The organism is Paenibacillus sp. WLX2291 (assembly GCF_046603665.1).
Classification (GTDB): domain Bacteria; phylum Bacillota; class Bacilli; order Paenibacillales; family Paenibacillaceae; genus Saccharibacillus.
In genome coordinates this window covers 4,898,547-4,922,504 of sequence record NZ_CP176755.1, presented here as the reverse complement: position 1 = coordinate 4,922,504, position 23,958 = coordinate 4,898,547, and the positions used below count along the sequence as shown (strand labels likewise).

Sequence of the window (23,958 nt, the reverse complement as noted above, 5' to 3'; positions counted from 1 at the left end):
AACTGTTAGACGAATGAATACTAAAGAGGTGGTTTCCTGTGTTAGACCGTTTACAGGCATTGGCAGACCGTTATGACAAATTAAGCGAGCTGCTCTGCGATCCAGACGTAGCGAGCGATTCCAAGCGTCTGCGCGATTATTCCAAAGAACAGTCGGATTTGCAGCCGACATATGAAGCATATATCGAATACCGTAAAGTGACTGAAGAACTGGATGCAGCCAAGCAGCTTCAGGGCGAGAAACTCGACGATGAGATGCGCGAGATGGTCAAAATGGAAATTGATGAATTGTCTTCACGCAAAGATGAACTGGAAGACCAGATTCATATTTTGCTCATGCCCAAAGACCCGAATGACGACAAAAACGTCATCGTGGAAATTCGCGGCGCGGCAGGCGGCGATGAAGCGGCATTGTTCGCAGCGGATCTGTACCGCATGTACACCCGTTTTGCTGATACGCAAGGCTGGAAAGTGGAAGTGCTGGATACGAACGTCAGCGACCTTGGCGGATTCAAAGAGGTTACATTCCTGATCAATGGACGCGGCGCGTACAGCAAGCTGAAATTTGAGAGCGGTGCTCACCGTGTACAACGGATTCCGACAACCGAGTCCGGCGGACGTATTCACACATCGACGTCAACGGTCGCAGTTATGCCGGAAGCGGAAGAGTTAGATATCGAGATTCATGATCGCGATATTCGCGTCGATACGTTCTGTTCCAGTGGTGCGGGCGGTCAGTCCGTCAATACGACCAAATCGGCAGTACGTGTAACCCATATGCCGACTGGAATTATGGCGACTTGTCAGGATGGCAAATCCCAGAACTCCAACAAGGAAAAAGCCCTTCAAGTACTGCGCGCCCGTATCTCGGATATGTTGCGTCAGGAAGAAGAAGCAAAATACGCCGGTGAGCGGAAAAGCAAAGTCGGAACCGGTGATCGCAGTGAGCGTATTCGGACGTATAATTTTCCGCAAAGCCGTGTTACTGACCACCGGATCGGTTTGACGCTGCACAAGCTGGATCAGGTCATGAACGGTGAGATCGAAGATATCGTATCTGCATTGACCGTAGCAGAGCAGGCAGACCTGATGGCAAAAGAGGCTTGATGTGTTAGAACAACAGCCTCTGTTCAGAATGAAGGTACAACAAAGTATAAGGGAAGCCTATGTTGAGGCTTCTTCTTTTTTAAAGCAGCATGATGTGATGGAACCGGAATCCAACGCCCGCCTTCTGCTGGAATGGGTGCTGGGCTTGTCCGGTGCGGCGTATTATATGGCGCTACCAGAGCCATTTCCTCAGGACAAATGCGAGATCTGGGAGCATGTCATTCAGCGCAAAGCGGCTGGTGAACCGGCGCAGTATATTATTGGGGAGCAGGAATTTTACGGTGAAGTGTTTATCGTGACCCCATCCGTTCTGATTCCGCGCCCTGAAACGGAACTACTCGTCGAGTCGGTAACCAAGCTGGCAGCCGATTTGGCCTTTTCACAAGTAGAACAAGAGCTGCCTGACAACAACGATACTGATCTTGCACATTCAGCTGGTGATTATATCCATTCTGAAGATACAGATGCAATAATTCAGCAGGGCATAACGGATATGCAAAGTCAGAATTGGCAAAGTGATACTACGTCCAATCATGCTCACCGTCCAGTCTGCGTAGATATCGGCACCGGCAGTGGTGCGATTGCACTGACATTGGCACGAATGATGCCAGATTGGGATATCTGGGCAAGCGATATTTCGCTGGATGCTTTGCAGGTAGCGCGGCAGAATAGTGAGCGGCAGCAGACGCCGATTCATTGGGAGCAGGGCAATCTGTTAGAGCCATTTGCTGGACGCCGCGTAGATATTGTCGTGTCCAATCCGCCGTATATTCCCGACGATGATATTGCCGGATTGCAGCCGGAGGTACGTTTGCATGAACCATTAAGTGCATTAGCAGGCGGACCGGACGGGCTTGGACCGTACCGGATCATGATGGAACAGCTGTCGCTATTAAGCGGATTGCCAGCGATGGTGGCATTTGAGCTTGGGCAAGGGCAAGCACAGGATGTAGCGGATATGGTGCGTACTGCCGGATATGATCAGATTCATATTATCAAGGATCTTGCGGGCATCGAACGGCATGTGATCGGTATGCTGTAACAGACAGCGCGGGACCGGAACGAAAAGGAGACAATCATGATCGCAAAGCTGAAGCGGATCGACTGGCCACTTTTTGCCATTTTGCTTGTGCTGATGGGTACAAGTCTGATCGTGATCTACAGTGCCACCCATTCCAGTGCCAAGTTTGGTGATTCCACCAGCAAGATGGCGATGTATTATGCGCTGGGATTTATCGTTTTCTTCGTGATGGCATTGGTGGATTACCGTTTCTGGCTCAAATATTCGCTTTACATTTACATCGGTGGTCTGGCATTGTTGCTGCTCGTTATGATCGTCGGACAAACGCTGAACAATGCGCAGGGTTGGCTGAATTTTGGCGGTGTGAGTTTACAGCCAGCAGAATTGTTCAAAATGGTGCTGATCATGTTCCTGTCCGTCATGCTGGCGAACAAGAACAAGCTAAAACTCGGCTTCTGGCGCGATATTATTCCATTGCTGGGTATTACATTTGTGCCATTTGCACTCGTTATGGTGCAAAATGACCTTGGGAACGCACTCAGTTATCTGATTATCACGATGGCACTACTCTGGATCGGCAATATGAAATATACGCAGGCGGCACTCGTAACCGCACTTGCGATTTTGCTCATTGTAGTCGGGATTCATAGTTATGTAGCGTATCACGATAATATTGAGAAATATCTAGTCGATATTAACCGCGAGCACTGGATGGAACGGATCGATCCATGGCTGATGCCGGATGAAGCAACAGCGAAGGCAGTGTATCATACGCGCAATGCCAAGCTGGCAATCGCTTCTGGCGGTCTGAGCGGTGAAGGATATATGAAGGGCAGCTCGGTGCAGGCAGATCGCGTGCCGCTGACATACTCGGATTCAATCTTCGTCGTCGTAGCGGAGGAGTTCGGCTTTATCGGGGCAGCGGTGTTATTGCTGCTGTATTTCACACTCATTCACCGGCTGGTACTTGTATCGCTAGAATGTCGCGAGCGTGCCGGACCGTATCTGATTATCGGGATTGTAGCGATGCTGCTATATCAGATTTTTGAAAATATCGGCATGTTTATCGGGCTGATGCCATTGACCGGGATTACGCTGCCATTTATTAGCTTTGGCGGTACATCGCTGCTGATGAATATGGCGTGCATGGGTTTGGTTATGAGCATTCGTATCCACAATCAGGTCGATACGGACGAGTTGCCACTAGCAGTGGCGGATCGGTATGTAGGCAGCAAAGCAACCTGATCAGATTATCGTATGCGTTGAATACGACGATAACGATTGTGTTGAATGCGAAGATACCGATAAGATAGCATGAAAGTATACCTGTTGGAGCAAGTAGAGTGATCGTTGCTTTGATACGTCTCAATTACAAGGTAGTACGTCTTAATCGCACACTATACCCAAGGAGAACCGCGCTAACATAGACGGTACTCCTTTTATTTTGAAAAATGAATGAAGCAAATATAGATCGATAGCAGGAACAAGGAGATAGGAGGTTTGCCAATCATGAGTCACGAAGCAGAATCGGTATCGCAATCCAATCAGCAGGCGAGTGGGAAGACACAACCGCAAGTTTGCACAATCTGGCAGCTTACCCAGCATACGTCGCAACCGGAACAGCTGGCAGAAGCGGGAGCTGTACTGGCGCAGGGTGGTATTGTCGCGTTTCCAACGGAAACGGTATACGGTCTTGGCGCCGATGCGGGCAATACATCAGCCGTGGAAGCGGTATTCGCTGCCAAAGGAAGACCAGCAGATAACCCGTTGATCGTCCACATTTCGCAGAATCATCAGTTGGATGAACTGGTACAGCGTGTTCTGCCCTTGGAGCGTCAATTGATGGATGCGTTCTGGCCTGGTCCACTAACGCTGGTGATGCCGGTAATGGAGGATGTGCTGTCTCCACGCGTGACGGCAGGGCTTCGCACTGTTGGCGTACGGATGCCGGATCATCCGGTAGCGCTAGCATTGATTACTGCTTCCGGCAAACCGCTAGCTGCGCCAAGCGCTAACCGTTCCGGTCGCCCTAGCCCGACAACTGCTGCTCATGTGGCAGATGATCTGGCAGACAGAATCGATGGTATTGTCGATGGTGGGGATGCAGGTGTAGGCGTGGAGTCTACCGTGATTCAGGTGAAGGAGAACGGCACTGTGTTTATTTTGCGACCGGGCGGAATTACGCGTGAGCAATTACTGACCATTGCTACAGATGTAAAGCTTGATCCCGGATTGGCAGGTGTCTCGGCAGAGATCGCACCGCTCGCGCCAGGCATGAAGTATACGCACTATGCTCCGCGTGGCAATATGAGTATTGTCATCGGTCATAGTCCGGCGCATGTCGGTGCATGGATGCAGCAGCAATTGCTAGCTGCCCAGCAACGTGGTGAACAGGTCGGTGTGTTGACGTTTGACGAAGATACGACGGATTACGGCTCGGCATTGCGATTGTCACTGGGCAGTGCTGAACAAACGGAACAGGCGGCAAGTCGATTGTATGGTAGTTTGCGTACATTTGACGATCACAACATTACGTATATTCTGGCACAGGGCTGTTCAGAATCCGGGGTGGGTTTGGCAGTGATGAACCGCTTATCCAAGGCAGCAGGTGGACAGATCATTACGGTAGACTAAGCCAGATCTGTAAAGTGACCTACTCGTACGTAGCGTATGTTGTATAGTGTCCCGGCAGTCAGAGTCTGCTATAATGAATGACACGGAAGATTGACCCACTTGGGCATATATCCGAATTATGAAGGAACGGGAGGTATGAGCATGCATCATATTTTGTTTGTATGTACCGGTAATACCTGCCGCAGCCCGATGGCGGAAGGCTTTATGCGGAAACTGGCAAAGGAGCGCGGCATACCTGTCGAAGTCCGCTCTGCTGGTGTTGCTGCCGTGGATGGCATGTCCGTATCTCGCCATGCGGAAGCAGTGCTGCATGATCATCAGATTTATGATCAGCTTACTTCATCCTCATTGACACCAACGACGATACACTGGGCGGATCTGGTTTTGACATTAACGGGTAGCCATAAGCAGCAAGTGCTGCGCCGTTTTCCCCAGACTGCTGGCAAAATATATACACTCAAGGAATATGTAGAAAACGACGCTACCGTCATCGCCGATCTGGAAGAACTCGACAGTCTGCACGCTGGTATTGAAATCAGCCGTGCACTGGGCGGTACGATTGATTCCGCTGATTATGAACGGTTGATCGAGATTCAACAGCGTATTCCCGGCTTTGATATTGTTGATCCTTATGGCGGTACGCGCGATGATTACGAATATGCTGCCGCGGATATTCGCGCTGCACTGGACAAGCTGCTGGATAAGCTGGAAGCGTATCGTCCGCGATAATTGTATTGTTCAAAGAAATTCATCGATTTTTTGAACAAATCCGGTTGATTTTCCAAAAAACATGCCTTATGATGGAAGCACAAAGACAGATCCGATGTAACTGGCGACAAGAGTGGAACCTAACCACAATGGAGCATCGGAACATACGGCCGGTCGCCTGGGCAAAGAGCAGATACACAGTCATAACCTGTGTGTCCTGCTCTTTTTTTGGTCTTTTGGGCATGTTTTCGTGAAGCGGCGATGCGGTTTTACAAAGTAATGTCGCCGTTGCATCCTCTGCACGCTATAATGATACTACATGGCAGGTGAACAGCCTGCACGGCTGCAAACCGGCAATCCTATAGCTGCACAAGGAGGCAAAGATCATGAAGGATGACGAGAAGATCGCTGCTATTCGGCGCGATGCGGCATTGATTACCCGTGAGGTAGCGGAAGCTGCCAGTCTTGGACCAGATCGTATTCTGGTCATTGGAGCAAGTACAAGCGAGATTGCCGGACAGCATATCGGCACATCCGGTACACTGGATATTGCGGAAGCGCTGGTGGAAGGCATTCGTGACGTACAACGCGAATTTGGCTTTCAGCTTGCTTTTCAATGCTGTGAGCACTTGAATCGTGCACTAGTCGTAGAACGCTCCAGTCTGGATCGATACAACTGGACAGAGGTCGCTGCCGTACCGATTCCCAAGGCGGGCGGTTCGATGGCAGCTTATGTGTACCAAACCGCCCAAGATCCATGTTTGGCGGAAAGCATCGAAGCTCATGCGGGCATCGATATTGGAGAAACGTTAATCGGAATGCATTTGAAACGTGTTGCTGTGCCTTACCGCACGCATCTGCGTCAGCTTGGCGAAGCTAGAGTGAATGCCGCACGCACTCGCCCCAAACTGATTGGCGGCGAACGCGCGGTGTACACCCCACTGCCTTCGGCTGATGGTGGAACGTGCGATTGATAGGACATGCCTGAGCGCATGTGCAATGTCACTTAACGAATAATGAACATGATCAGGGGGAAAATGAACAATGATGGAGCAACTGAGAAACAATGATCCGGCAGTACTGGAAGCAATGGGACTGGAACTGAAACGCCAACGCGATAATATCGAGCTGATTGCGTCTGAGAATATCGTCAGCGAAGCGGTTATGGAAGCGATGGGTTCCGTACTGACTAACAAATATGCTGAAGGCTATCCGGGCAAACGTTACTATGGTGGCTGTGAACATGTCGACATCGTAGAAGACATCGCACGCGACCGTGCCAAAGAACTGTTCGGTGCTGAGCATGTCAACGTACAGCCGCACTCCGGTGCACAGGCGAATATGGCAGTATACCTGGCAGCACTGAAACCGGGCGATACAGTACTCGGTATGAACCTAGCGCATGGTGGTCACCTGACCCACGGTAGCCCTGTGAATGCATCCGGTCTGCTATACAATTTCGTTGCTTACGGCGTACGTGAAGACAACTTCCTGATCGATTATGATGAAGTGCGCAAAGCGGCGTTCAAGCATCGTCCTCGTCTGATCGTAGCTGGTGCAAGTGCATATCCACGTACCATCGACTTTGAAGCACTGGCTTCTATTGCCAACGATGTAGGTGCATTGTTCATGGTTGATATGGCACATATCGCTGGTCTGGTGGCAGCGGGCGAACACCCAAGCCCTGTTCCGCATGCTCATTTCGTAACCACAACAACGCACAAAACATTGCGCGGACCGCGTGGTGGTCTGATCATCTGTCGCAAGCCATGGGCAGCTGCGATCGACAAAGCTGTATTCCCAGGTACACAAGGTGGACCACTGATGCACGTTATCGCATCCAAAGCGGTTGCACTGGGTGAAGCATTGCAACCTTCGTTCAAAACATACGCACAAAACGTAGTGAAAAATGCCAAAGTACTGGCTGAGACACTGGTGGAAGAAGGTCTGACGATCGTTTCCGGTGGTACTGATAACCATCTGATGCTAGTAGATACACGCAGCGTGCATATCACAGGTAAAGAAGCCGAGCATGTGCTGGATTCCGTTGGCATCACAACAAACAAAAATGCCATTCCATTCGATCCAACTAGCCCGTTCATCACTAGCGGCATCCGTCTCGGTACGCCAGCAGCGACATCGCGCGGTATGGACGAAGCAGCGATGAAGAAAATCGGTCAGATCATCGCCGCTACACTGAAGGCACCAAAAGACGAAGCCGTACTGGCACAAGCAAGCAAAGACGTAGCAGAATTGACATCGAAATTCCCGCTGTATCAACAAGTGAAGTATTAATTCCACACAAGCTGAATTTGTGCAATTCAGTCTGTCATTCCGACTATTTTGAGATTGAATCGGCGGCGTGCTTCATACGTTTCGTTTACAATATGTAATATGCAATTGGCGGAATAATCAGTCGCTGCATACGATCATAAAAGCCAGCAGATGCGTAATTATCTGCTGGCTTTTTTCTTGCTAATTTTTACAATAAATTTTTTGAGAAAAATTAAAATAATTTGCCCCATTCAAGCCATTTCCTATTATAATAGTAAGTACTGGGTGATTTCAGGATAAATACGCTATCATCTGGAAATTGTAAGCGTTATACTGTCATATTCGAGAATTGCATGAATTCGTCGGAGTTGCTGGTGAAATTGACCTCGTGTAATGATATAATAGACAAGATTTACGGGGGGAAGTGTGTTCCCCGGTCCTCAACCTTGTGCCATGTGTTTTGAATACATACGCATCGATAGGACTTACCATTGTTATTATTGAACATATACCGGAGGGACAAACCATGGCAAAACTGGTGATATGCGATCACCCTTTGATCCAACACAAACTTACATTTATTCGTGATGTAAACACCAATACGAAGGAATTCCGCGAACTTGTAGACGAAGTTGCTACCTTGATGGCATTCGAGATTACACGCGATATTCCATTGGAGTCGATTCCGGTTGAAACGCCGGTCGTGAAAACAGAAGGAAAAGTAATCTCTGGACGCATGCTCGGTCTGGTGCCGATTCTGCGCGCCGGTTTGGGTATGGTGGACGGCGTATTGAAACTGCTGCCCGCAGCCAAAGTAGGACATGTAGGACTGTTCCGTGATCCAGACACGCTGCAACCGGTGGAGTATTATGTGAAGCTGCCAACTGATGTGCAAGAGCGTGAACTGATCGTGATCGATCCGATGCTAGCAACCGGCGGTTCCGCCATTGCTGCTATCGATGTGCTCAAGAAACGCGGCTGCACCCAGATCAAAATGATGAACCTGATCGCTGCACCAGAAGGTGTCAAAGCAGTACAGGATGCGCATCCTGATGTAGATATTTATGTAGCTGCACTGGATGAGCGTCTGGACGATCACGGTTATATCGTACCGGGTCTTGGCGATGCAGGCGACCGTCTCTACGGAACTAAGTAAAGCGAGGTATAAACCACAGTTATGAAAAAGATTAAAGTAATGACGATTTTTGGCGTACGTCCCGAAGCGATCAAAATGGCTCCGCTCATTCTTGAACTGCAAAAGCACCCAGAGCATATCGAATCGGTTGTTTGTGTAACTGCACAGCACCGTCAGATGCTGGATCAGGTGTTGGAAGTGTTCAACATTACCCCGGATTACGATCTGGATGTGATGAAGGATCGCCAGACATTGAATGAGATTTCGATCCGCGTGCTACAGGGACTGGAGCCGGTATTGCGTGATGCCAATCCCGATATCGTACTCGTGCATGGTGATACGCTGACGACGTTCTTGGCGAGTTATTCCGCCTTTATGCAACAGATCGATGTGGGTCATGTGGAAGCAGGGCTGCGCACCTGGAACAAAATGTCCCCGTACCCAGAAGAGATGAACCGTCAACTGACCGGCGTACTGGCAGACCTACATTTTTCACCGACAGCATGGTCGGCAGGCAATTTGCATAAAGAAAATAAATCCCCGTCAAGCGTGTATATCACAGGCAACACGGTAACAGATGTGTTTCAATATACAGTACAGCCTGATTACAGCCACCCGGTATTGCAGTGGGCAGAAGGCAAGCGCCTGATTCTGATGACGGCACACCGCCGTGAATCGCAGGGCGAGCCGCACCGCAATATTTTCCGTGCTGTGAAACGCATCGCTGACGAGTTCGAAGATGTAGCGATTGTGTATCCGGTGCATCCAAGTCCGGCAGTCAAAGAACCGGCTTATGAGATTTTGGGCAACCATCCACGCATCAAGCTGATTGATCCGCTGGATGTAGTTGATCTGCATAATTTCTATCCGCATACCCATCTGATTCTGACCGATTCCGGCGGATTGCAGGAAGAAGCACCTTCGTTTGGTGTACCGGTTCTCGTTCTGCGGGATACGACTGAGCGTCCGGAAGGCATTGATGCGGGTACGCTGGAATTGGTTGGTACGGATGAAACTCAAATTTATGAACGTGCTCATGCACTGCTGACCGATCAACAGCTGTACGCATCTATGAGTGAAGCGGCGAATCCTTACGGTGATGGGCAGGCTTCCAAACGGATTGTCAATGCGATTTTGCATCATTACGGTGTTTTGGAAGAACGTCCCGAAGAATTTCACACAACGTTCAAAAAAGGACCTACAGCCGTCTTGTGAAAAAGACGATTGCAGTATACAGTGATACTGTAGGGTACGTGTGATCAATCGCACAGTATCAAGTGGTGTTTCGTGAAGACTTTGCGTTAAAGTGCTAAAGCGAAATGGTTTGACAAAGACTTGAACGATTCAGTACAATGAACTGGGATTCCGAGGGTGGAGTGTGTTATGACAGAACAACAACAGCGCAAACCAGACGGTTCGTCGCCTTGGAAGGCGGTTGGACTGGTGAGTGCGATCGGTATCGATCTGACTGTGTGCACACTCGCCGGATTCTGGTTTGGTTCTTGGCTGGACCGAATGTGGAATGGTTCAGGAATCGGTATTGCCATCGGCGTGCTTGCAGGTCTGTTTGCAGGCATTGTAGGTATTGTTGTCATCATTAAGAAAATAGTGGGGGAACCGAATGAATGAAATACCAGCGTACATTTATTGGCTGACCCGGACCACCTTTGCTTTTCTCGCGCTTTGTTTTCTTGCTGTCGCATTGCTTCCGGAATACCGTCCCATTGCCTTCGGGCTGATTGTGGGCTCGGCGGTCAGCTTCGTGAATACGAAGTATTTAGCCCGTAAGGTGCAAAAGATGACCGATGAGGCAGCTAGCGGCACAGGAAAGAGATTCAAAGGATTGGGATTTGCACAGCGGGCGGCTTTTTCGATTGGTGCCGTTATTCTTGCAGTCGAGTTTCCGAAGGTGTTTGAGATTCACGCCCTTGCTGGAAGTCTTGTATTTGCACCGTTTGCACTTGTCATTATAGGCTTTATCCTTTCTCGTCGCGAAAGTAAGTCAGAGTCCGACAACGAAAGGGGTGAGAAAAATGCATGAAGCACCGATAGTTCAGATTGGAAATTTAAAGTTTGACCTTGCCCTGATCTTAACCGTAATTGTAAGTGGTATCATTGTATTCGCACTGGCGAAACTGGCCACCCGCAATCTGTCTGTAGAGAATCCAGGCAAACTGCAAAACTTTATGGAATGGGTAGTCGAATTCGTACAGGGTTTGATTTCGAGTACAATGGACTACAAAAAGGGAGCACCGTTCTTGTCGCTTGGTCTGACATTGATTATGTTCATCTTTGTCAGTAATCTGCTCGGTCTACCGCTTGTTATTCCGTTCAAGTATACAGACCCTGCAGCAGCTAATTTCTTCGGTTTTCCGCTCACAACGGTTCTCGATGGTCTGAATTCAGGCAAAGAGTATGTTGAGGTAGGCTGGTGGAAATCACCAACTGCTGATGCTGCATCCGCAATGGGATTGGCACTGATCGTATTCGTTCTGGTTCACTTCCTAGGTATTGTGAAGAATCCGAAGCACTATTTCGGCCATTATTTCAAACCGTTCTTCTTCTTCTTCCCAATTAACCTGATTGAGCAGTTCTCCAAACTATTGACACACGGTATGCGTCTATTCGGTAATATTTTTGCCGGTGAAGTACTGATTTCCGTGTTGCTTAAAATGTCCACACTGTGGTTTGGAGCAGGGGCGATTGCCTCCGTGCTCGGATTGATTGTCTGGCAGGGATTCAGTCTCTTTGTCGGCACCATCCAGGCTTTTGTCTTCACCATTCTGGCTATGGTATACATATCACAGTCGCTGGAGACGGACGAAGATCATTAACTCATTATCGACGCACAGTTGCCGATTTTGAAGAGCGTGATCTGATAGTTTTTTGTAACTGGTTTTACAGTTCGGAAGTTGGATATCCCTTCGTACCGGGCTCAACATAAATAATAATTTACACACTCTAAGGAGGATTTTTTCAATGGGAGCATTAGCATTTCTGGCGGCAGCTATCGCCGTAGGTTTGGGCGCACTGGGCGCAGGTATTGGTAACGGTCTGATCGTAAGTAAAACGGTAGAAGGTATCGCTCGTCAACCGGAAGCGAAATCCACACTGCAAACAGTAATGTTTATCGGTGTAGGTCTGGTAGAGGCACTGCCAATCATCGGTGTCGTACTGGCATTCATTTTCTACGCTGCTGCATAAACAAAGAACAAATCAACTGGCGGGGAAGGCCACAGCCATCCGCGCCTTCTTTTTAGCGTAAGTGTACGTGAAGTCATAGGATTCGGATGATATTTTCATTTCTCTTCATTAAATGAATGTATTTCGATTTGGAAGTTTCGGGGAAGGAGTGAACTGATTTGCATTTTGAATGGACTAACCTTGTGATTGTAATCGTTGCGTTTCTGATCCTGTACTGGCTTTTGAACCGTTATGCCTTTGGTCCGCTGTTTTCGGTGATGGAAAAACGCCGCGAACTGATCAAGCAGCAAATGGACGAAGCAGCTCAGACGCGCAATCAGGCAACTCAATATGTAGAAGAACAAAAAGTGGCTTTGCAGCAGGCACGTAAAGATGCTCAGGATATTCTTGAGCAAGCTCGTCAAACGAGCAACAGCCAAGCTGAACAGCTGATCAATCAAGCAAAAGAAGAATCGGTGCGTCTCAAAAACGAGGCTGCTCGCGATATCGAGAATGAGAAAAACAAAGCCGTAGCTGCACTGCGCAGCGAAATCGGTGCTGTATCCGTACAAATCGCTTCCAAAGTGCTGCAAAAAGAAGTTGATCCAAAAGCGCAGGAACAACTGGTGGATGATTACCTGAAAGACGTAGGGATCAGACAATGAGCCGCGATACTGTAGTATCGTCCCGTTACGCCAAAGCCCTTTTTGAAGCGGCGTCCGATAGTGGACGTGTGGAAGAAACCGGTCAGGAACTGAAAGCCGTTGTCGACGCGCTGGCAGCGGATCATGAATTCCGCAATTTTATCGCTACGCCGAATATATCGCTGGCTGATAAGGAAAAGGTGCTGGATAACGTATTTTCGGGCAAAGTTTCTGATGCCCTGCTGCGTACGATGGTGCTTTTGATTGAGCGCGGCAGATATGAGGTATTTCCCGAACTACTGAGCAGCTACAACAATATTGTCAGCGACACGCTGAATGTTGCAGATGCGACTGTGTACACACCGTTTCCATTAACCGAGCAAGAGCAGGCGGAAGTGTCCGCTACGTTCGGTCAATTATCAGGCAAGCGTCTTCGTATACAAAATGTAATTGATGAGTCGCTTATTGGCGGACTCAAAGTAGTCATCGGCGACAAGCTGTATGACGGCAGCGTTTCAGGTAAACTGGAACGTTTGGAAAAGTCTTTTCGGAAACAAGCATAAGAGACAGGAGGGACTGACTTGAGTATCAGACCTGAAGAAATCAGTACATTGATTAAAAGTCAAATAGAGCAGTACAAAAGCGATATTGAAGTCGTTGAAGTCGGCACCGTTATCCAAGTAAGCGATGGTATCGCTCGTGTATACGGCTTGCAAAACGCAATGTCCGGCGAACTGCTTGAGTTTTCCAATGGCGTTATGGGTATGGCACTGAACCTGGAAGCTAATAATGTCGGTGTCGTTATCCTTGGTGAATATACAGATATCCGCGAAGGCGATCAGGTAAAACGTACTGGCCGCATCATGGAAGTTCCTGTTGGCGAAGCTCTGCTGGGCCGTGTTGTCGATCCACTGGGTCAACCTGTAGATGGCAAAGGACCGATTGCAGCAACAGAATTCCGTCCGGTTGAAGGTTCTGCACCAGGCGTTATCGACCGTAAATCGGTTCATGAACCTATGCAAACTGGTATCAAAGCGATTGACGCGATGGTGCCAATCGGTCGTGGTCAGCGTGAGTTGATCATCGGTGACCGTCAAACAGGTAAAACGGCGATTGCGATTGACGCAATCATCAACCAAAAAGGCCAAGGCGTAAAATGTATTTATGTCGCTATCGGTCAAAAGCAATCCACAGTAGCACAAGTAGTGGAAACGCTGCGTCGTCACGGCGCATTGGATTACACCATTATCGTAACTGCATCCGCATCTGATCCATCCCCACTGTTGTACATAGCTCCTTACGCGGGCTGCGCAATGGGCGAGTACTTTATGTACAAAGGCGAACATGCGCTGATCATCTATGATGACCTGTCCAAACAGGCAGCTGCTTATCGCGAACTGTCCTTGCTGCTCCGTCGTCCACCGGGTCGCGAAGCCTTCCCTGGTGATGTATTCTATCTGCATTCCCGTTTGCTGGAACGTGCAGCGAAACTGAGTGACGCACGAGGCGGCGGTTCCCTGACGGCACTGCCATTTATCGAGACACAAGCGTCCGACGTATCGGCGTACATTCCGACGAACGTAATCTCCATTACCGACGGTCAGATCTTTCTGGAGTCCGAGCTGTTCTATGCAGGTCAACGCCCAGCGATCAACGTAGGTATCTCTGTATCTCGTGTCGGTGGTTCCGCACAGATCAAAGCGATGAAAAAGGTTGCTGGTACACTGCGTCTGGATCTGGCGCAATACCGCGAGCTGCAAGCATTTGCTCAGTTCGGTTCCGACCTTGATAAATCGACATTGTCCCGTCTGAACCGTGGTGCACGTATGATGGAAATTCTGAAACAAGGCATCAACCAACCACTGCTCGTTGAACAGCAGGTTGTCAGCTTGTATACGGCAGTCAAAGGTCATCTGGATGATATTCCAGTAGCTGATGTACGTCGTTTTGAATCGGAATTCCTGTCGTTCATGACAACGAGTCATGATGCTGTTCTGCAATCGATTCGCGATACCAAAGATCTGACTTCCGATAACGAAGCGGCTCTGGTAGAAGCGATCCAATCTTTCAAAAAAGGTTTTGCAACTAGCTAAAACCGGCTCTGAATGAACCGCTACCCGTACATAGCGGGTAGTATCCTATAAATGATGCGTGAAAAGGACACTTCCGGCTTCGTCCGGTAACTTTTCCGCAATAGCACATCTTCAGGTCAGATGGTTATATTCCATATACAGGTGTATAGACCGACTGACCTGCGGCATGTTTGCAGCAGTCGATGTCTCTAGGAAGAGCACGATTGTGCTGTCAGCCAACGTCTGGATATGACAGTGATCGTATGACTTTGAACGCGATTCAAAGGTTAAGGTGGTGAAACCATATGGCTAAAGGTATGCGCGAAGTAAAAAGGCAGATCAAAAGTGTTCAAAACACGAGACAGATTACCAAAGCGATGGAGATGGTCGCAGCATCTAAGCTTCGTAAAGCACAGGAGAAGGCTCAAGCTGCACGTCCTTACTCCGATAAGCTACGCGAAGTCGTTGCGAGTATCGCTTCTGGTACGAAAGGCGTTAAGCACCCGATGCTGGACAAACGTCCGGTTAAACGTGTTGCCTACTTAATCGTTACTTCCGACCGTGGTCTGGCTGGCGGTTACAATGCCAACATTCTGCGTCAGGTCAGCGCGGATATTAAGAAGCGTCACTCTTCTACCGATGAGTACGAACTGTTTGTTATCGGACGTAAAGGGCGCGATTATTTCCGTCGTCGTAGTATGCCGATCACCGATTCGGTAGCCGAATTGACGGACTTCCCGTCTTATGCGGATATCAAATCGCTTGCTCAGGCAGCGATTCAAGGGTACGAAGAAGGTCGTTACGACGAACTGTACTTATGTTATAACCAGTTTATTAACGCGTTAACACAAACACCGACGTCTGTACGTCTGCTTCCAATGGATGCTCTGGAAGTGGAATCTAGTGCAGTAACGGCTAGCTACGAATACGAACCTTCAGCCGAGGAAGTACTGGCTGTCCTGCTACCCAAATATGCGCAGACTCTGATCTTCAATGCATTGCTGGAAGGTAAAGCAAGTGAGCAGGGTGCACGTATGACAGCAATGGGCAGTGCAACCAAAAATGCTTCCCAGCTGATTGGCGATCTCAAACTGGTATATAACCGTGCACGTCAAGCGGCTATTACCCAGGAAATTACTGAGATTGTAGCTGGCGCAAACGCACAAAACTAAGAAGCGCAGACCACGATTGCGGTCATGCCGTAAATAGGGTTCGCTTCGCAGTCTATTTTCAAATTCGTAATTTATCTTCAAAGCGGATGCTGGTGGATTCATTTCCATTCAGTACCGCTTCCAATATGGTTTGATACAGCAAGTCAGTAGGAGGGAAAAGGATAATGAATACAGGACGCGTTGTAAGTATTCAGGGTCCGGTTGTCGACGTTGAGTTTGGACGCGGTCAACTGCCGGAAATCCTGAACGCACTTAAGGTCGATACGACACTGGAAAACGGTAGAAAGATCGACCTGACGCTTGAAGTATCCAACCACCAAGGTGATAACCTGGTGCGTTGTATTGCAATGTCTTCCACAGATGGCCTTGTGCGCGGTTTGGAAGTACAAGATCTGGGTGCACCGATCTCTGTTCCAGTTGGTGAAGTAACACTGGGTCGCGTATTTAACGTACTCGGTCAGCCAATCGACGAAGCGGGTGATGTTGTTTCCGAGATCAATAACCCGATTCACCGTGAAGCACCGAAATTTGATGAACTGTCGACACAAGCAGAAATGCTGGAAACAGGGATCAAAGTTATCGACTTGCTCGCACCTTATGCCAAAGGCGGTAAAATCGGTCTGTTCGGCGGTGCCGGCGTAGGTAAAACGGTAACCATTCAAGAACTAATCAACAACATCGCACAAGAGCACGGCGGTATCTCTGTATTCTCCGGTGTTGGTGAGCGTACTCGTGAAGGTAATGACCTGTACCACGAGATGAGAGAGTCTGGCGTTATCAACAAAACAGCGATGGTATTCGGACAGATGAACGAGCCTCCGGGCGCACGTCTGCGCGTTGCTTTGACCGGTTTGACCATGGCGGAATATTTCCGCGATCAAGAAGGCAAAGACGTACTGCTGTTTATCGATAATATCTTCCGCTTTACTCAAGCGGGTTCTGAAGTATCCGCCTTGCTCGGTCGTATGCCGTCTGCGGTAGGTTACCAGCCAACCCTCGCTACAGAGATGGGTCAGCTGCAAGAGCGTATCACTTCTACTAAAAAAGGTTCGGTTACGTCCATTCAGGCGATCTACGTGCCTGCGGATGACTATACGGATCCAGCTCCGGCAACAACGTTTGCCCACTTGGATGCAACAACCAACTTGGAGCGTAAAATCTCCGAGATGGGTATTTTCCCGGCGGTTGATCCGCTGGCTTCCAGCTCTCGTATCCTGACTCCAGAAGTTGTTGGCGAAGAGCACTATAATGTAGCTCAAGGCGTACAACGCATTCTGGCTCGTTATCAAGAGTTGCAGGATATTATCGCAATCCTCGGTATGGACGAGCTGAGCGAGGAAGATAAGCTGACCGTTTCGCGTGCGCGTAAAATTCAGCGTTTCCTGTCCCAGCCTTTCCACGTAGCCGAGCAGTTTACCGGTATCAAAGGTCGTTATGTACAGGTTAAAGAAACTGTACGTAGCTTCAAAGAGATTCTGGACGGTAAACACGATGAGCTTCCGGAAGCGGCATTCCTCTTTGTAGGCACAATCGAGGAAGCAGTGGAGAAAGCGAAAACACTGTAAGAGCATGCCTGCAAAACGTGAGGAGGGATGAAAGTGAGCACGTTTTTATTGGAAATCGTCACACCTGAGCGCCTGGTCTTTTCCGAACAGGTGGATCGTTTGATCGCCACAGGTGTCGAAGGCGAATTGGGCATTCTCGCCGGCCATATTCCAACGGTAACTCCACTCAAAGTGGCGCCGTTGACATTCCAGGCTGGCGGCAAAAGAAGTACCTTTGCGATTCAGGGCGGCTTTCTGGAAGTGCGTCCCGACAAAGTGGTCGTACTCGCAGAAAGTGCGGAACGAGCAAACGATATCGACGTAGAACGCGCACGCGCTGCCAAAGAGCGTGCCGAACGCCGACTGGGCAACCGCTCTAGTCAGGATCATGTTGATTTCCGTCGCGCCGAGCTTGCATTGCAACGCGCCATGAACCGTATCAAAGTATCTTCTTCAGGTGAAAACCGATAATAGAAACAAGCCGGCCCGTCATCATAACGGTCCGGCTGTTTTTGTGTGGTTGGGTGTTTAGACCCATCTGTATTTCCGAGATATTCGCTGAAAAAAGCTGATTTGAATGCATGAAACACGCGAAAACCTTGTTTTTTTTCAGGAAATGCACGAATATGCCATGTATACGGTGAAATTTGTAAATTTGGGACTAGATTCTTTGCTAAAGGGCAAGTATTATAGAATAGTCCGTATAAAAGACTGATTGCCAAGTAATTTAAGTAAGGAGGCTGTGAGCTGGAATGAGCACAGTAGATGCGGGAGCCGCTGTCGGCACAAACGGTTTGCTATCCATTATCATCTCGCTGCTTTGCATTGGTCTTTCATGGTGGGCGTTGCAAAATTTTAAGTTTGATCTGCTGGTTCGTCATCCCAAGAGTGCTGCTGGTAAAATGCTTCATTTACTGCTGGCGATTGTGCTTGGGCATTTCGTATCCGCGTTTTTGCTCGACTATCTCCAGTGGACACAGGCACTGCGATTTATGTTTTGAATGTGGGGATTACGGTTATAAGTGTGTTAGGCTTATTTCAATTGTTAAGCCGCCGTACTATTTCTATTCACGTAACCGCACATTTGACTTCATGTTTGAAACTGGACAACCGCTGGAACTCAACCATTACATTCAATTTTAAATCCAAATTACATGCAATAGGCATCGTAAACCGAAAGCGAATAACGTAGCATACAGGCTGGCATCTTCATTAATCAGACAGCATGACCTCCAGGGCCATCGCCATGTTCATCCTACTATTCACATTCACTTTATAATGCCGGACAAGCAAAATGACGCGCGGAGGGAATCCTAATGAGCAAATTTATCGTCCGCGGTGGCAAGCGATTGACAGGGAATGTCAAAGTTAGCGGGGCAAAGAATTCAGTTCTCCCGATTATTGCTGCCTCTTTACTGGGAGAAAAAGGTGTAAGCATCATTCACGAAGCACCTTCCCTTGACGATGTAATGACTATCAACAAAGTATTGGAATCGCTTGGAGCTGTGGTTACATACCAGAACGAGACAATCCATGTCGATGCACAGGAATTGTCTTCTTGCGAAGCCCCGTATGAGTGGGTTAGCAAAATGCGTGCTTCTTTTCTGGTAATGGGTCCGTTGTTGACCCGTCTGGGCAAAACCCGTATCTCGTTGCCGGGCGGCTGTGCGATTGGCACACGTCCGATTGACCAGCATTTGAAAGGCTTTGAAGCGATGGGCGCAGAGATCAATCTCGGCCATGGTTATATCGAAGCCAAATGCGATGGCAGACTGCGCGGCACCAAGATTTATCTGGATGTTGCAAGTGTGGGTGCTACCGAGAACATCATGATGGCGGCGACTCTGGCAGAAGGCATTACAACGATTGAGAATGCTGCCAAAGAACCGGAAATCGTGGATCTGGCTAATTTCCTGAATGGAATGGGTGCCAAAGTTCGTGGTGCAGGTACAGGCGTGATTCGCATTGAAGGCGTGGAAAAACTGCATGGAACTGAACATACCGTGATTCCTGACCGTGTTGAAGCGGGAACGTATATGGTAGCAGCTGCCATCACTGGCGGCGATGTATATGTAGAAGGCGCGATTGCAGACCATCTCGGTCCAGTCATCGCCAAAATGGAAGAAATGGGTGTAGAGATTACACCGGATGAGAATGGTGTACGTGTTGTTGCCAATCATCCGCTCCGTGCTGTAGATGTCAAAACGTTGCCTTATCCTGGATTCCCAACGGATATGCAGGCACAAATGATGGCGCTGATGCTCGGCTCTCAAGGAACTAGCATCATTACCGAAACCGTGTTTGAAAATCGCTTTATGCACGTGGACGAGTTCAACCTGATGAATGCGGGTATCCGTATCGAAGGCAGAACATCCATCGTCACAGGCGGTCCACAACTGGTTGGCGCCAAAGTATGCGCAACCGACCTTCGTGCTGGTGCTGCATTGATCTGTGCTGGTCTGATTGCCGATGGTACAACCGAAGTGGGCGGTACTCATCATATCGACCGCGGTTATGTACATCTGGCTGAGAAGCTGTCCGGTCTGGGTGCTGATATCTGGCGTCTGGAAGATGCCGAAGTCAAAGCTGTACCATCAGCAAATGAAGCAGCTGCTGTACTGGCTGAAAAAGCTAAGTCGGCAAATGTATCTATGCTGAATGTACAACCAACTGGTGTGTAATGTTAAATCATTGGCTTGACACGCGGAATACCGGTTACTTCATATACGCTATGAGCGTGTAAATGGATGACCGTTATGTTCGCGAATATAGCCTTGCATAGTACCATTAGCTGAAGCCGGACCTCGTGTCCGGCTTTTTGCGTGGTTACATTACTGTTACTTCCGCCAAATCCCGAACATTATCGTTGAATCCACTATGCAATTATGCTAATTTTAATAAAGATTGACCGTGATTAGAGTTTGACGATCTGAGCATTTGGACGAAATGCGAATTCTGTGATCCATGGCAGCAACCAAACTTACAGACAGCTTTGTTGGTGAATTCGCCCAGACGGTGTGGTGATAAGAGACTCTTTTACCGGAAATACGACTTTTGGAGGCTCTTGACATGTTTAGCAAGGATATCGGAATTGACCTGGGTACGGCAAACGTACTCATTCACGTAAAAGGTAAAGGTGTAGTATTAGACGAACCATCTGTCGTAACACTGGAAACAGACACCAAACGCGTACTAGCTGTCGGTGAAGAAGCACGCCGGATGATCGGCAGAACACCAGGGAATATTGTGGCTATTCGTCCACTGCGTGATGGCGTGATCGCCGATTTTGAAGTGACAGAATCGATGCTCAAACATTTTATTAATAAAGTAGGCGCGCGTAACTGGTACAGTCATCCGCGCATTTTGATTTGTGCGCCGACGAACATTACGTCTGTGGAGCAAAAGTCGATCCGTGAAGCCGCAGAGCGTACTGGTGCGAAGGACGTATTTTTGGAAGCTGAACCGAAAGCGGCTGCGATTGGCGCGGGCATGAATATTTTTGAGCCAAGTGGTAATATGGTTATCGATATCGGCGGCGGCACAACCGATATTGCCGTTTTGTCGATGGGGGACATCGTTACTTCGTCATCGCTCAAAGTAGCAGGCGACAAATTCGACGAATCCATTATGCGTTATATCAAAAATGAATATAAACTGCTGATCGGTGAACGCACATCTGAAGATATCAAAGTGAATATCGCTACTGTACGTCCAAACGGGATTCAGCGTGAGATGGATATTCGTGGTCGCGATATGGTAACTGGTCTGCCGAAGACAGTAACGATTACAGCAAGCGAAGTGCAAGCGGCATTGTCCGATACCATTTTGTCCATCGTGAGTTCTGCCAAAATGGTGCTGGAACAGACTCCACCAGAATTGTCGGCAGATATTATCGACCGCGGTGTTATTTTAACAGGTGGTGGTGCGTTGCTGGACGGTCTGGAAGAATTGTTGTCTCAGGAACTGCATGTTCCCGTACTAGTTGCTGAAGACCCGATGCACTGTGTCGTTAAAGGAACTGGAATTATGTTAAATAATTTGGATAAAGTATCTAAAAAAAAGTTCTAGGCATGCCGATATAAATAATAACGAATCACAGTATAGTTATGCCTTTTCGCATTTAATATAGCAATAATACATGAACATCCTGTTAATTTGCGGTAAAATAAAGAAGTAACCCGACAGAATCCCTGCTGACTGATACGGAACAGAGACGGAATTTTGAGAAGTGAGAGGAGTATCCGGTAATGTTAAGAGGTCTTTATACTGCCGCTTCTGGCATGATTACACAACAGCGCCGTCATGATACCATTACGCAGAACATTGCAAACATCAATACGCCCGGTTATAAGGAAGTCGAGAGCATTGAACGTTCGTTCCCGGAAATGCTCATTTCCCTGAGTGGTGGTGACCAAGGACAAACAAGCCGTCAAATCGGTCGCATTAATACTGGCGTCCTGGCTGAGGAAAGTGTGTCTGTCAATGTACAAGGTGATGTGCGTCAGACAAACTCCTTGGATGATTTTGCAATTGTATCGGAAATGAATCTGCCTAATCCGGCTACCGGACAAAATATTCCTTTCGATGCTTCCGGCAAATACGTAGCAGATAATGGAACGATCACGTATCGTCCACAGGCATTCTTCGCCGTGACCGGAAAAGATGGCGAAACCGGGTATACTCGGGATGGTAATTTTCAATTGGATGGTGCAGGCAATCTGCGCACATCTACTGGCAACGCGGTACTGGGCAGCAATGGCAACCCAGTTACGTTGCAAGGCTCAATGAGTGATTATAACGTGGATTCTCGCGGTGTGATCTCGTCCAAGCAAACGGGGCAGCAGGTCGGTCAGATTGGTATTACTGTCGTCAACCAGCCTGGTTTGATGACACGTACTGGTGACGGACTCTTTCAAATCAGTGCTGCCAACACAGCAGAAGCTGGTGTAAGACAGCTGCAAGCGGCAGATAACGTGGAATTGCGCCAAGGGTATCTGGAAGGTTCCACAGTCGATGCAGCAGCATCGATGGTTGAACTGAGTGCCGCTTTACGCGCCTATGAAGCAAACCAAAAAATTGTCCAATTTTATGATAAAAGCCTCGATAAAACTGTTAACGATGTCGGCCGTGTATAATAAAAGCAAGATACTTGCTGTGTAATAACTGGCAAACAAAGGAGGCCAATAATGAACAATTCCATGATCAGCGCCATGGTGGCGATGAGCGGTATTCAACAAAAGCTGGGCGTTGTATCGGATAATATCGCGAATGCAGATACAGTAGGCTACAAAAGCAAGGAAGCGACGTTTGAGGATGTGTTTGCAATTGTCAAACAACAACCGGGTGCAGCTTCTTCGCTGGCTGGTCGTTCGACCGCTAGTGGCTACAATATCGGCTTTGGCGCACGCATGGGCGATGTAACGATGAACATGACTCAGGGTGCGATGCAAACGACAGGTAACCCGACCGACCTGGCGATTCAGGGCGATGCCATGTTCCGTGTAAGTGTAGATGGCAAGGAAGGCTGGACACGTGAAGGATCGTTCCATTTTGTCCCGGTCGCGAATGATCCGAAGAGTGCTTATATGGCAACGGCTCAAGGGTATCTGTTACTGGATAATCAAGGCGATCCGATCAAAGTTCCTGCCAAAACTGATATCGGTATTGATGATAAAGGCGTTATTCGTTCTACAGATGGACAAGGACGCGTAACCGTTGTGAACAAAACGGTAGTGGAGAACGGACAGGAGCGCCAGATTCCACAAAGTATCGGCGTAGATCGTGTAATTCATCCAGAAGGCTTGCAGCAAATGGATGGCAATCTGTTTGTACTTCCTGCTAACGCACAGCGTGCTCAAGTCGTAGGCACAATGTCGGCAGATACCGAAATTCGTCAGGGATTTCTGGAATCTTCCAACGTAGATCTGAGCAGTGAAATGACAGATATGATGAATGTACAGCGCGCATATCAGCTGGCAGCGCGTGCATTGTCGTCCAGTGATCAAATGATGAACCTGACCAATACGATTCGTGGCTAATCGTCGTTCCGCCATTCAGGAAGCAGCACGGACTCAGAAGGCAAGCCCTAACAAGCGGCTAACCCGAAGACCGACAACTTCCGAAACGCCAAAACCGGAGAAACCCAAAGACAAGCCAGCTGCATCTCCGCGTTCCGCAGGCATGAGAACACTTCAGTTCGTGCTGGTGCTGGTCGGCTTTGCTGCCGCTGCACTGATCGGCATGACTGTAGGCTACGCTATGATTGGACATCAGAGCTTTGCTGATGTCTTTTATCCCGAAACATGGGCTCATATTTTTGAGCTTGTATATGCACCATAACGACAAGAGACTCCTGCATTTGCAGGAGTTTTATTTTTTATGCCGAAACCGTTATAATGATGGGGAATGCCCGGATGAGCAAGACCGGAAGCGGCGCAACATTTGCCCGAAAGTTATATTCCATTA

25 protein-coding genes and 1 riboswitch are annotated in these 23,958 nt (G+C 48.6%); all 25 genes read left to right on the top strand.

Going from position 1 to position 23,958, the window contains the following annotated elements:
* The first annotated feature begins 38 nt into the window (after window positions 1-38).
* The gene (gene prfA / locus ACDE64_RS21040; RefSeq protein WP_411344011.1) at window positions 39-1,106 is read left to right on the top strand and encodes a peptide chain release factor 1; all 1,068 of its coding nucleotides are present in this window, start codon (window positions 39-41) and stop codon (window positions 1,104-1,106) included.
* 28 nt (window positions 1,107-1,134) lie between these two features.
* Window positions 1,135-2,148, top strand: a complete 1,014-nt coding sequence (locus tag ACDE64_RS21035; RefSeq protein ID WP_411350360.1) for a N5-glutamine methyltransferase family protein — start codon at window positions 1,135-1,137, stop codon at window positions 2,146-2,148.
* A gap of 36 nt (window positions 2,149-2,184) precedes the next feature.
* Window positions 2,185-3,372 carry an FtsW/RodA/SpoVE family cell cycle protein gene (locus ACDE64_RS21030; protein WP_411348167.1) on the top strand — a complete coding sequence of 396 codons (1,188 nt, stop codon included), beginning with the start codon at window positions 2,185-2,187 and terminating at the stop codon, window positions 3,370-3,372.
* A gap of 264 nt (window positions 3,373-3,636) precedes the next feature.
* Window positions 3,637-4,761: an L-threonylcarbamoyladenylate synthase gene (locus ACDE64_RS21025; protein WP_411348166.1), complete on the top strand. Its 1,125-nt coding sequence runs from the start codon at window positions 3,637-3,639 to the stop codon at window positions 4,759-4,761.
* 141 nt (window positions 4,762-4,902) lie between these two features.
* Complete coding sequence (locus ACDE64_RS21020; RefSeq protein ID WP_411344008.1) at window positions 4,903-5,490, top strand: low molecular weight protein arginine phosphatase; 588 nt, start codon at window positions 4,903-4,905, stop codon at window positions 5,488-5,490.
* Between the two features lie 86 nt (window positions 5,491-5,576).
* Window positions 5,577-5,660, top strand: a riboswitch (ZMP/ZTP riboswitch).
* Between the two features lie 195 nt (window positions 5,661-5,855).
* Window positions 5,856-6,443 (top strand): TIGR01440 family protein, encoded by a 588-nt coding sequence (locus ACDE64_RS21015; RefSeq protein WP_411344007.1) that lies wholly within the window; start codon window positions 5,856-5,858, stop codon window positions 6,441-6,443.
* A 70-nt stretch (window positions 6,444-6,513) separates the two neighbouring features.
* Window positions 6,514-7,764, top strand: coding sequence for a serine hydroxymethyltransferase (gene glyA, locus ACDE64_RS21010; protein WP_411348165.1), 1,251 nt, complete (start codon window positions 6,514-6,516; stop codon window positions 7,762-7,764).
* A gap of 505 nt (window positions 7,765-8,269) precedes the next feature.
* Window positions 8,270-8,899 carry a uracil phosphoribosyltransferase gene (gene upp / locus ACDE64_RS21005; protein ID WP_411344005.1) on the top strand — a complete coding sequence of 210 codons (630 nt, stop codon included), beginning with the start codon at window positions 8,270-8,272 and terminating at the stop codon, window positions 8,897-8,899.
* Between the two features lie 21 nt (window positions 8,900-8,920).
* Window positions 8,921-10,093: a non-hydrolyzing UDP-N-acetylglucosamine 2-epimerase gene (gene wecB / locus ACDE64_RS21000; protein WP_411344004.1), complete on the top strand. Its 1,173-nt coding sequence runs from the start codon at window positions 8,921-8,923 to the stop codon at window positions 10,091-10,093.
* Window positions 10,094-10,261: 168 nt separating this feature from the next.
* On the top strand, window positions 10,262-10,507 hold the full coding sequence (locus ACDE64_RS20995) for an AtpZ/AtpI family protein (protein WP_411348164.1): 246 nt from the start codon (window positions 10,262-10,264) through the stop codon (window positions 10,505-10,507).
* The gene (locus tag ACDE64_RS20990) at window positions 10,500-10,919 is read left to right on the top strand and encodes an ATP synthase subunit I (RefSeq protein ID WP_411344002.1); all 420 of its coding nucleotides are present in this window, start codon (window positions 10,500-10,502) and stop codon (window positions 10,917-10,919) included. Before ACDE64_RS20995 ends, ACDE64_RS20990 begins: the two co-directional genes overlap by 8 nt.
* Window positions 10,912-11,712 (top strand): F0F1 ATP synthase subunit A, encoded by an 801-nt coding sequence (gene atpB, locus ACDE64_RS20985; RefSeq protein ID WP_411348163.1) that lies wholly within the window; start codon window positions 10,912-10,914, stop codon window positions 11,710-11,712. The genes ACDE64_RS20990 and atpB overlap by 8 nt, the downstream gene beginning before the upstream one ends.
* Window positions 11,713-11,857: 145 nt before the next feature.
* A complete protein-coding gene (gene atpE / locus ACDE64_RS20980; RefSeq protein ID WP_188774165.1) occupies window positions 11,858-12,082 on the top strand; it encodes a F0F1 ATP synthase subunit C in 225 nt (74 codons plus the stop codon).
* Between the two features lie 158 nt (window positions 12,083-12,240).
* The gene (atpF, locus tag ACDE64_RS20975) at window positions 12,241-12,726 is read left to right on the top strand and encodes a F0F1 ATP synthase subunit B (protein ID WP_411344000.1); all 486 of its coding nucleotides are present in this window, start codon (window positions 12,241-12,243) and stop codon (window positions 12,724-12,726) included.
* On the top strand, window positions 12,723-13,268 hold the full coding sequence (locus tag ACDE64_RS20970; RefSeq protein ID WP_411343999.1) for a F0F1 ATP synthase subunit delta: 546 nt from the start codon (window positions 12,723-12,725) through the stop codon (window positions 13,266-13,268). The genes atpF and ACDE64_RS20970 overlap by 4 nt, the downstream gene beginning before the upstream one ends.
* Window positions 13,269-13,286: 18 nt before the next feature.
* On the top strand, window positions 13,287-14,798 hold the full coding sequence (gene atpA, locus ACDE64_RS20965; protein WP_411343998.1) for a F0F1 ATP synthase subunit alpha: 1,512 nt from the start codon (window positions 13,287-13,289) through the stop codon (window positions 14,796-14,798).
* Between the two features lie 284 nt (window positions 14,799-15,082).
* A complete protein-coding gene (gene atpG, locus ACDE64_RS20960) occupies window positions 15,083-15,949 on the top strand; it encodes an ATP synthase F1 subunit gamma (protein ID WP_411343997.1) in 867 nt (288 codons plus the stop codon).
* 164 nt (window positions 15,950-16,113) lie between these two features.
* Window positions 16,114-17,514 (top strand): F0F1 ATP synthase subunit beta, encoded by a 1,401-nt coding sequence (gene atpD / locus ACDE64_RS20955; protein ID WP_411343996.1) that lies wholly within the window; start codon window positions 16,114-16,116, stop codon window positions 17,512-17,514.
* A gap of 33 nt (window positions 17,515-17,547) precedes the next feature.
* Window positions 17,548-17,964, top strand: coding sequence for a F0F1 ATP synthase subunit epsilon (locus ACDE64_RS20950; RefSeq protein ID WP_411343995.1), 417 nt, complete (start codon window positions 17,548-17,550; stop codon window positions 17,962-17,964).
* Between the two features lie 281 nt (window positions 17,965-18,245).
* A complete protein-coding gene (locus ACDE64_RS20945) occupies window positions 18,246-18,494 on the top strand; it encodes a DUF1146 family protein (protein ID WP_367063802.1) in 249 nt (82 codons plus the stop codon).
* A gap of 315 nt (window positions 18,495-18,809) precedes the next feature.
* Window positions 18,810-20,174, top strand: a complete 1,365-nt coding sequence (murA, locus tag ACDE64_RS20940; RefSeq protein ID WP_411343993.1) for a UDP-N-acetylglucosamine 1-carboxyvinyltransferase — start codon at window positions 18,810-18,812, stop codon at window positions 20,172-20,174.
* 388 nt (window positions 20,175-20,562) lie between these two features.
* Window positions 20,563-21,561, top strand: a complete 999-nt coding sequence (locus ACDE64_RS20935; RefSeq protein ID WP_411348162.1) for a rod shape-determining protein — start codon at window positions 20,563-20,565, stop codon at window positions 21,559-21,561.
* Between the two features lie 179 nt (window positions 21,562-21,740).
* Window positions 21,741-22,628 carry a flagellar hook-basal body protein gene (locus ACDE64_RS20930; RefSeq protein ID WP_411348161.1) on the top strand — a complete coding sequence of 296 codons (888 nt, stop codon included), beginning with the start codon at window positions 21,741-21,743 and terminating at the stop codon, window positions 22,626-22,628.
* A gap of 51 nt (window positions 22,629-22,679) precedes the next feature.
* The gene (locus ACDE64_RS20925; RefSeq protein WP_411348160.1) at window positions 22,680-23,531 is read left to right on the top strand and encodes a flagellar hook-basal body protein; all 852 of its coding nucleotides are present in this window, start codon (window positions 22,680-22,682) and stop codon (window positions 23,529-23,531) included.
* Window positions 23,524-23,832 (top strand): DNA-directed RNA polymerase subunit beta, encoded by a 309-nt coding sequence (locus tag ACDE64_RS20920; RefSeq protein WP_411348159.1) that lies wholly within the window; start codon window positions 23,524-23,526, stop codon window positions 23,830-23,832. The genes ACDE64_RS20925 and ACDE64_RS20920 overlap by 8 nt, the downstream gene beginning before the upstream one ends.
* Window positions 23,833-23,958 lie beyond the last annotated feature (126 nt).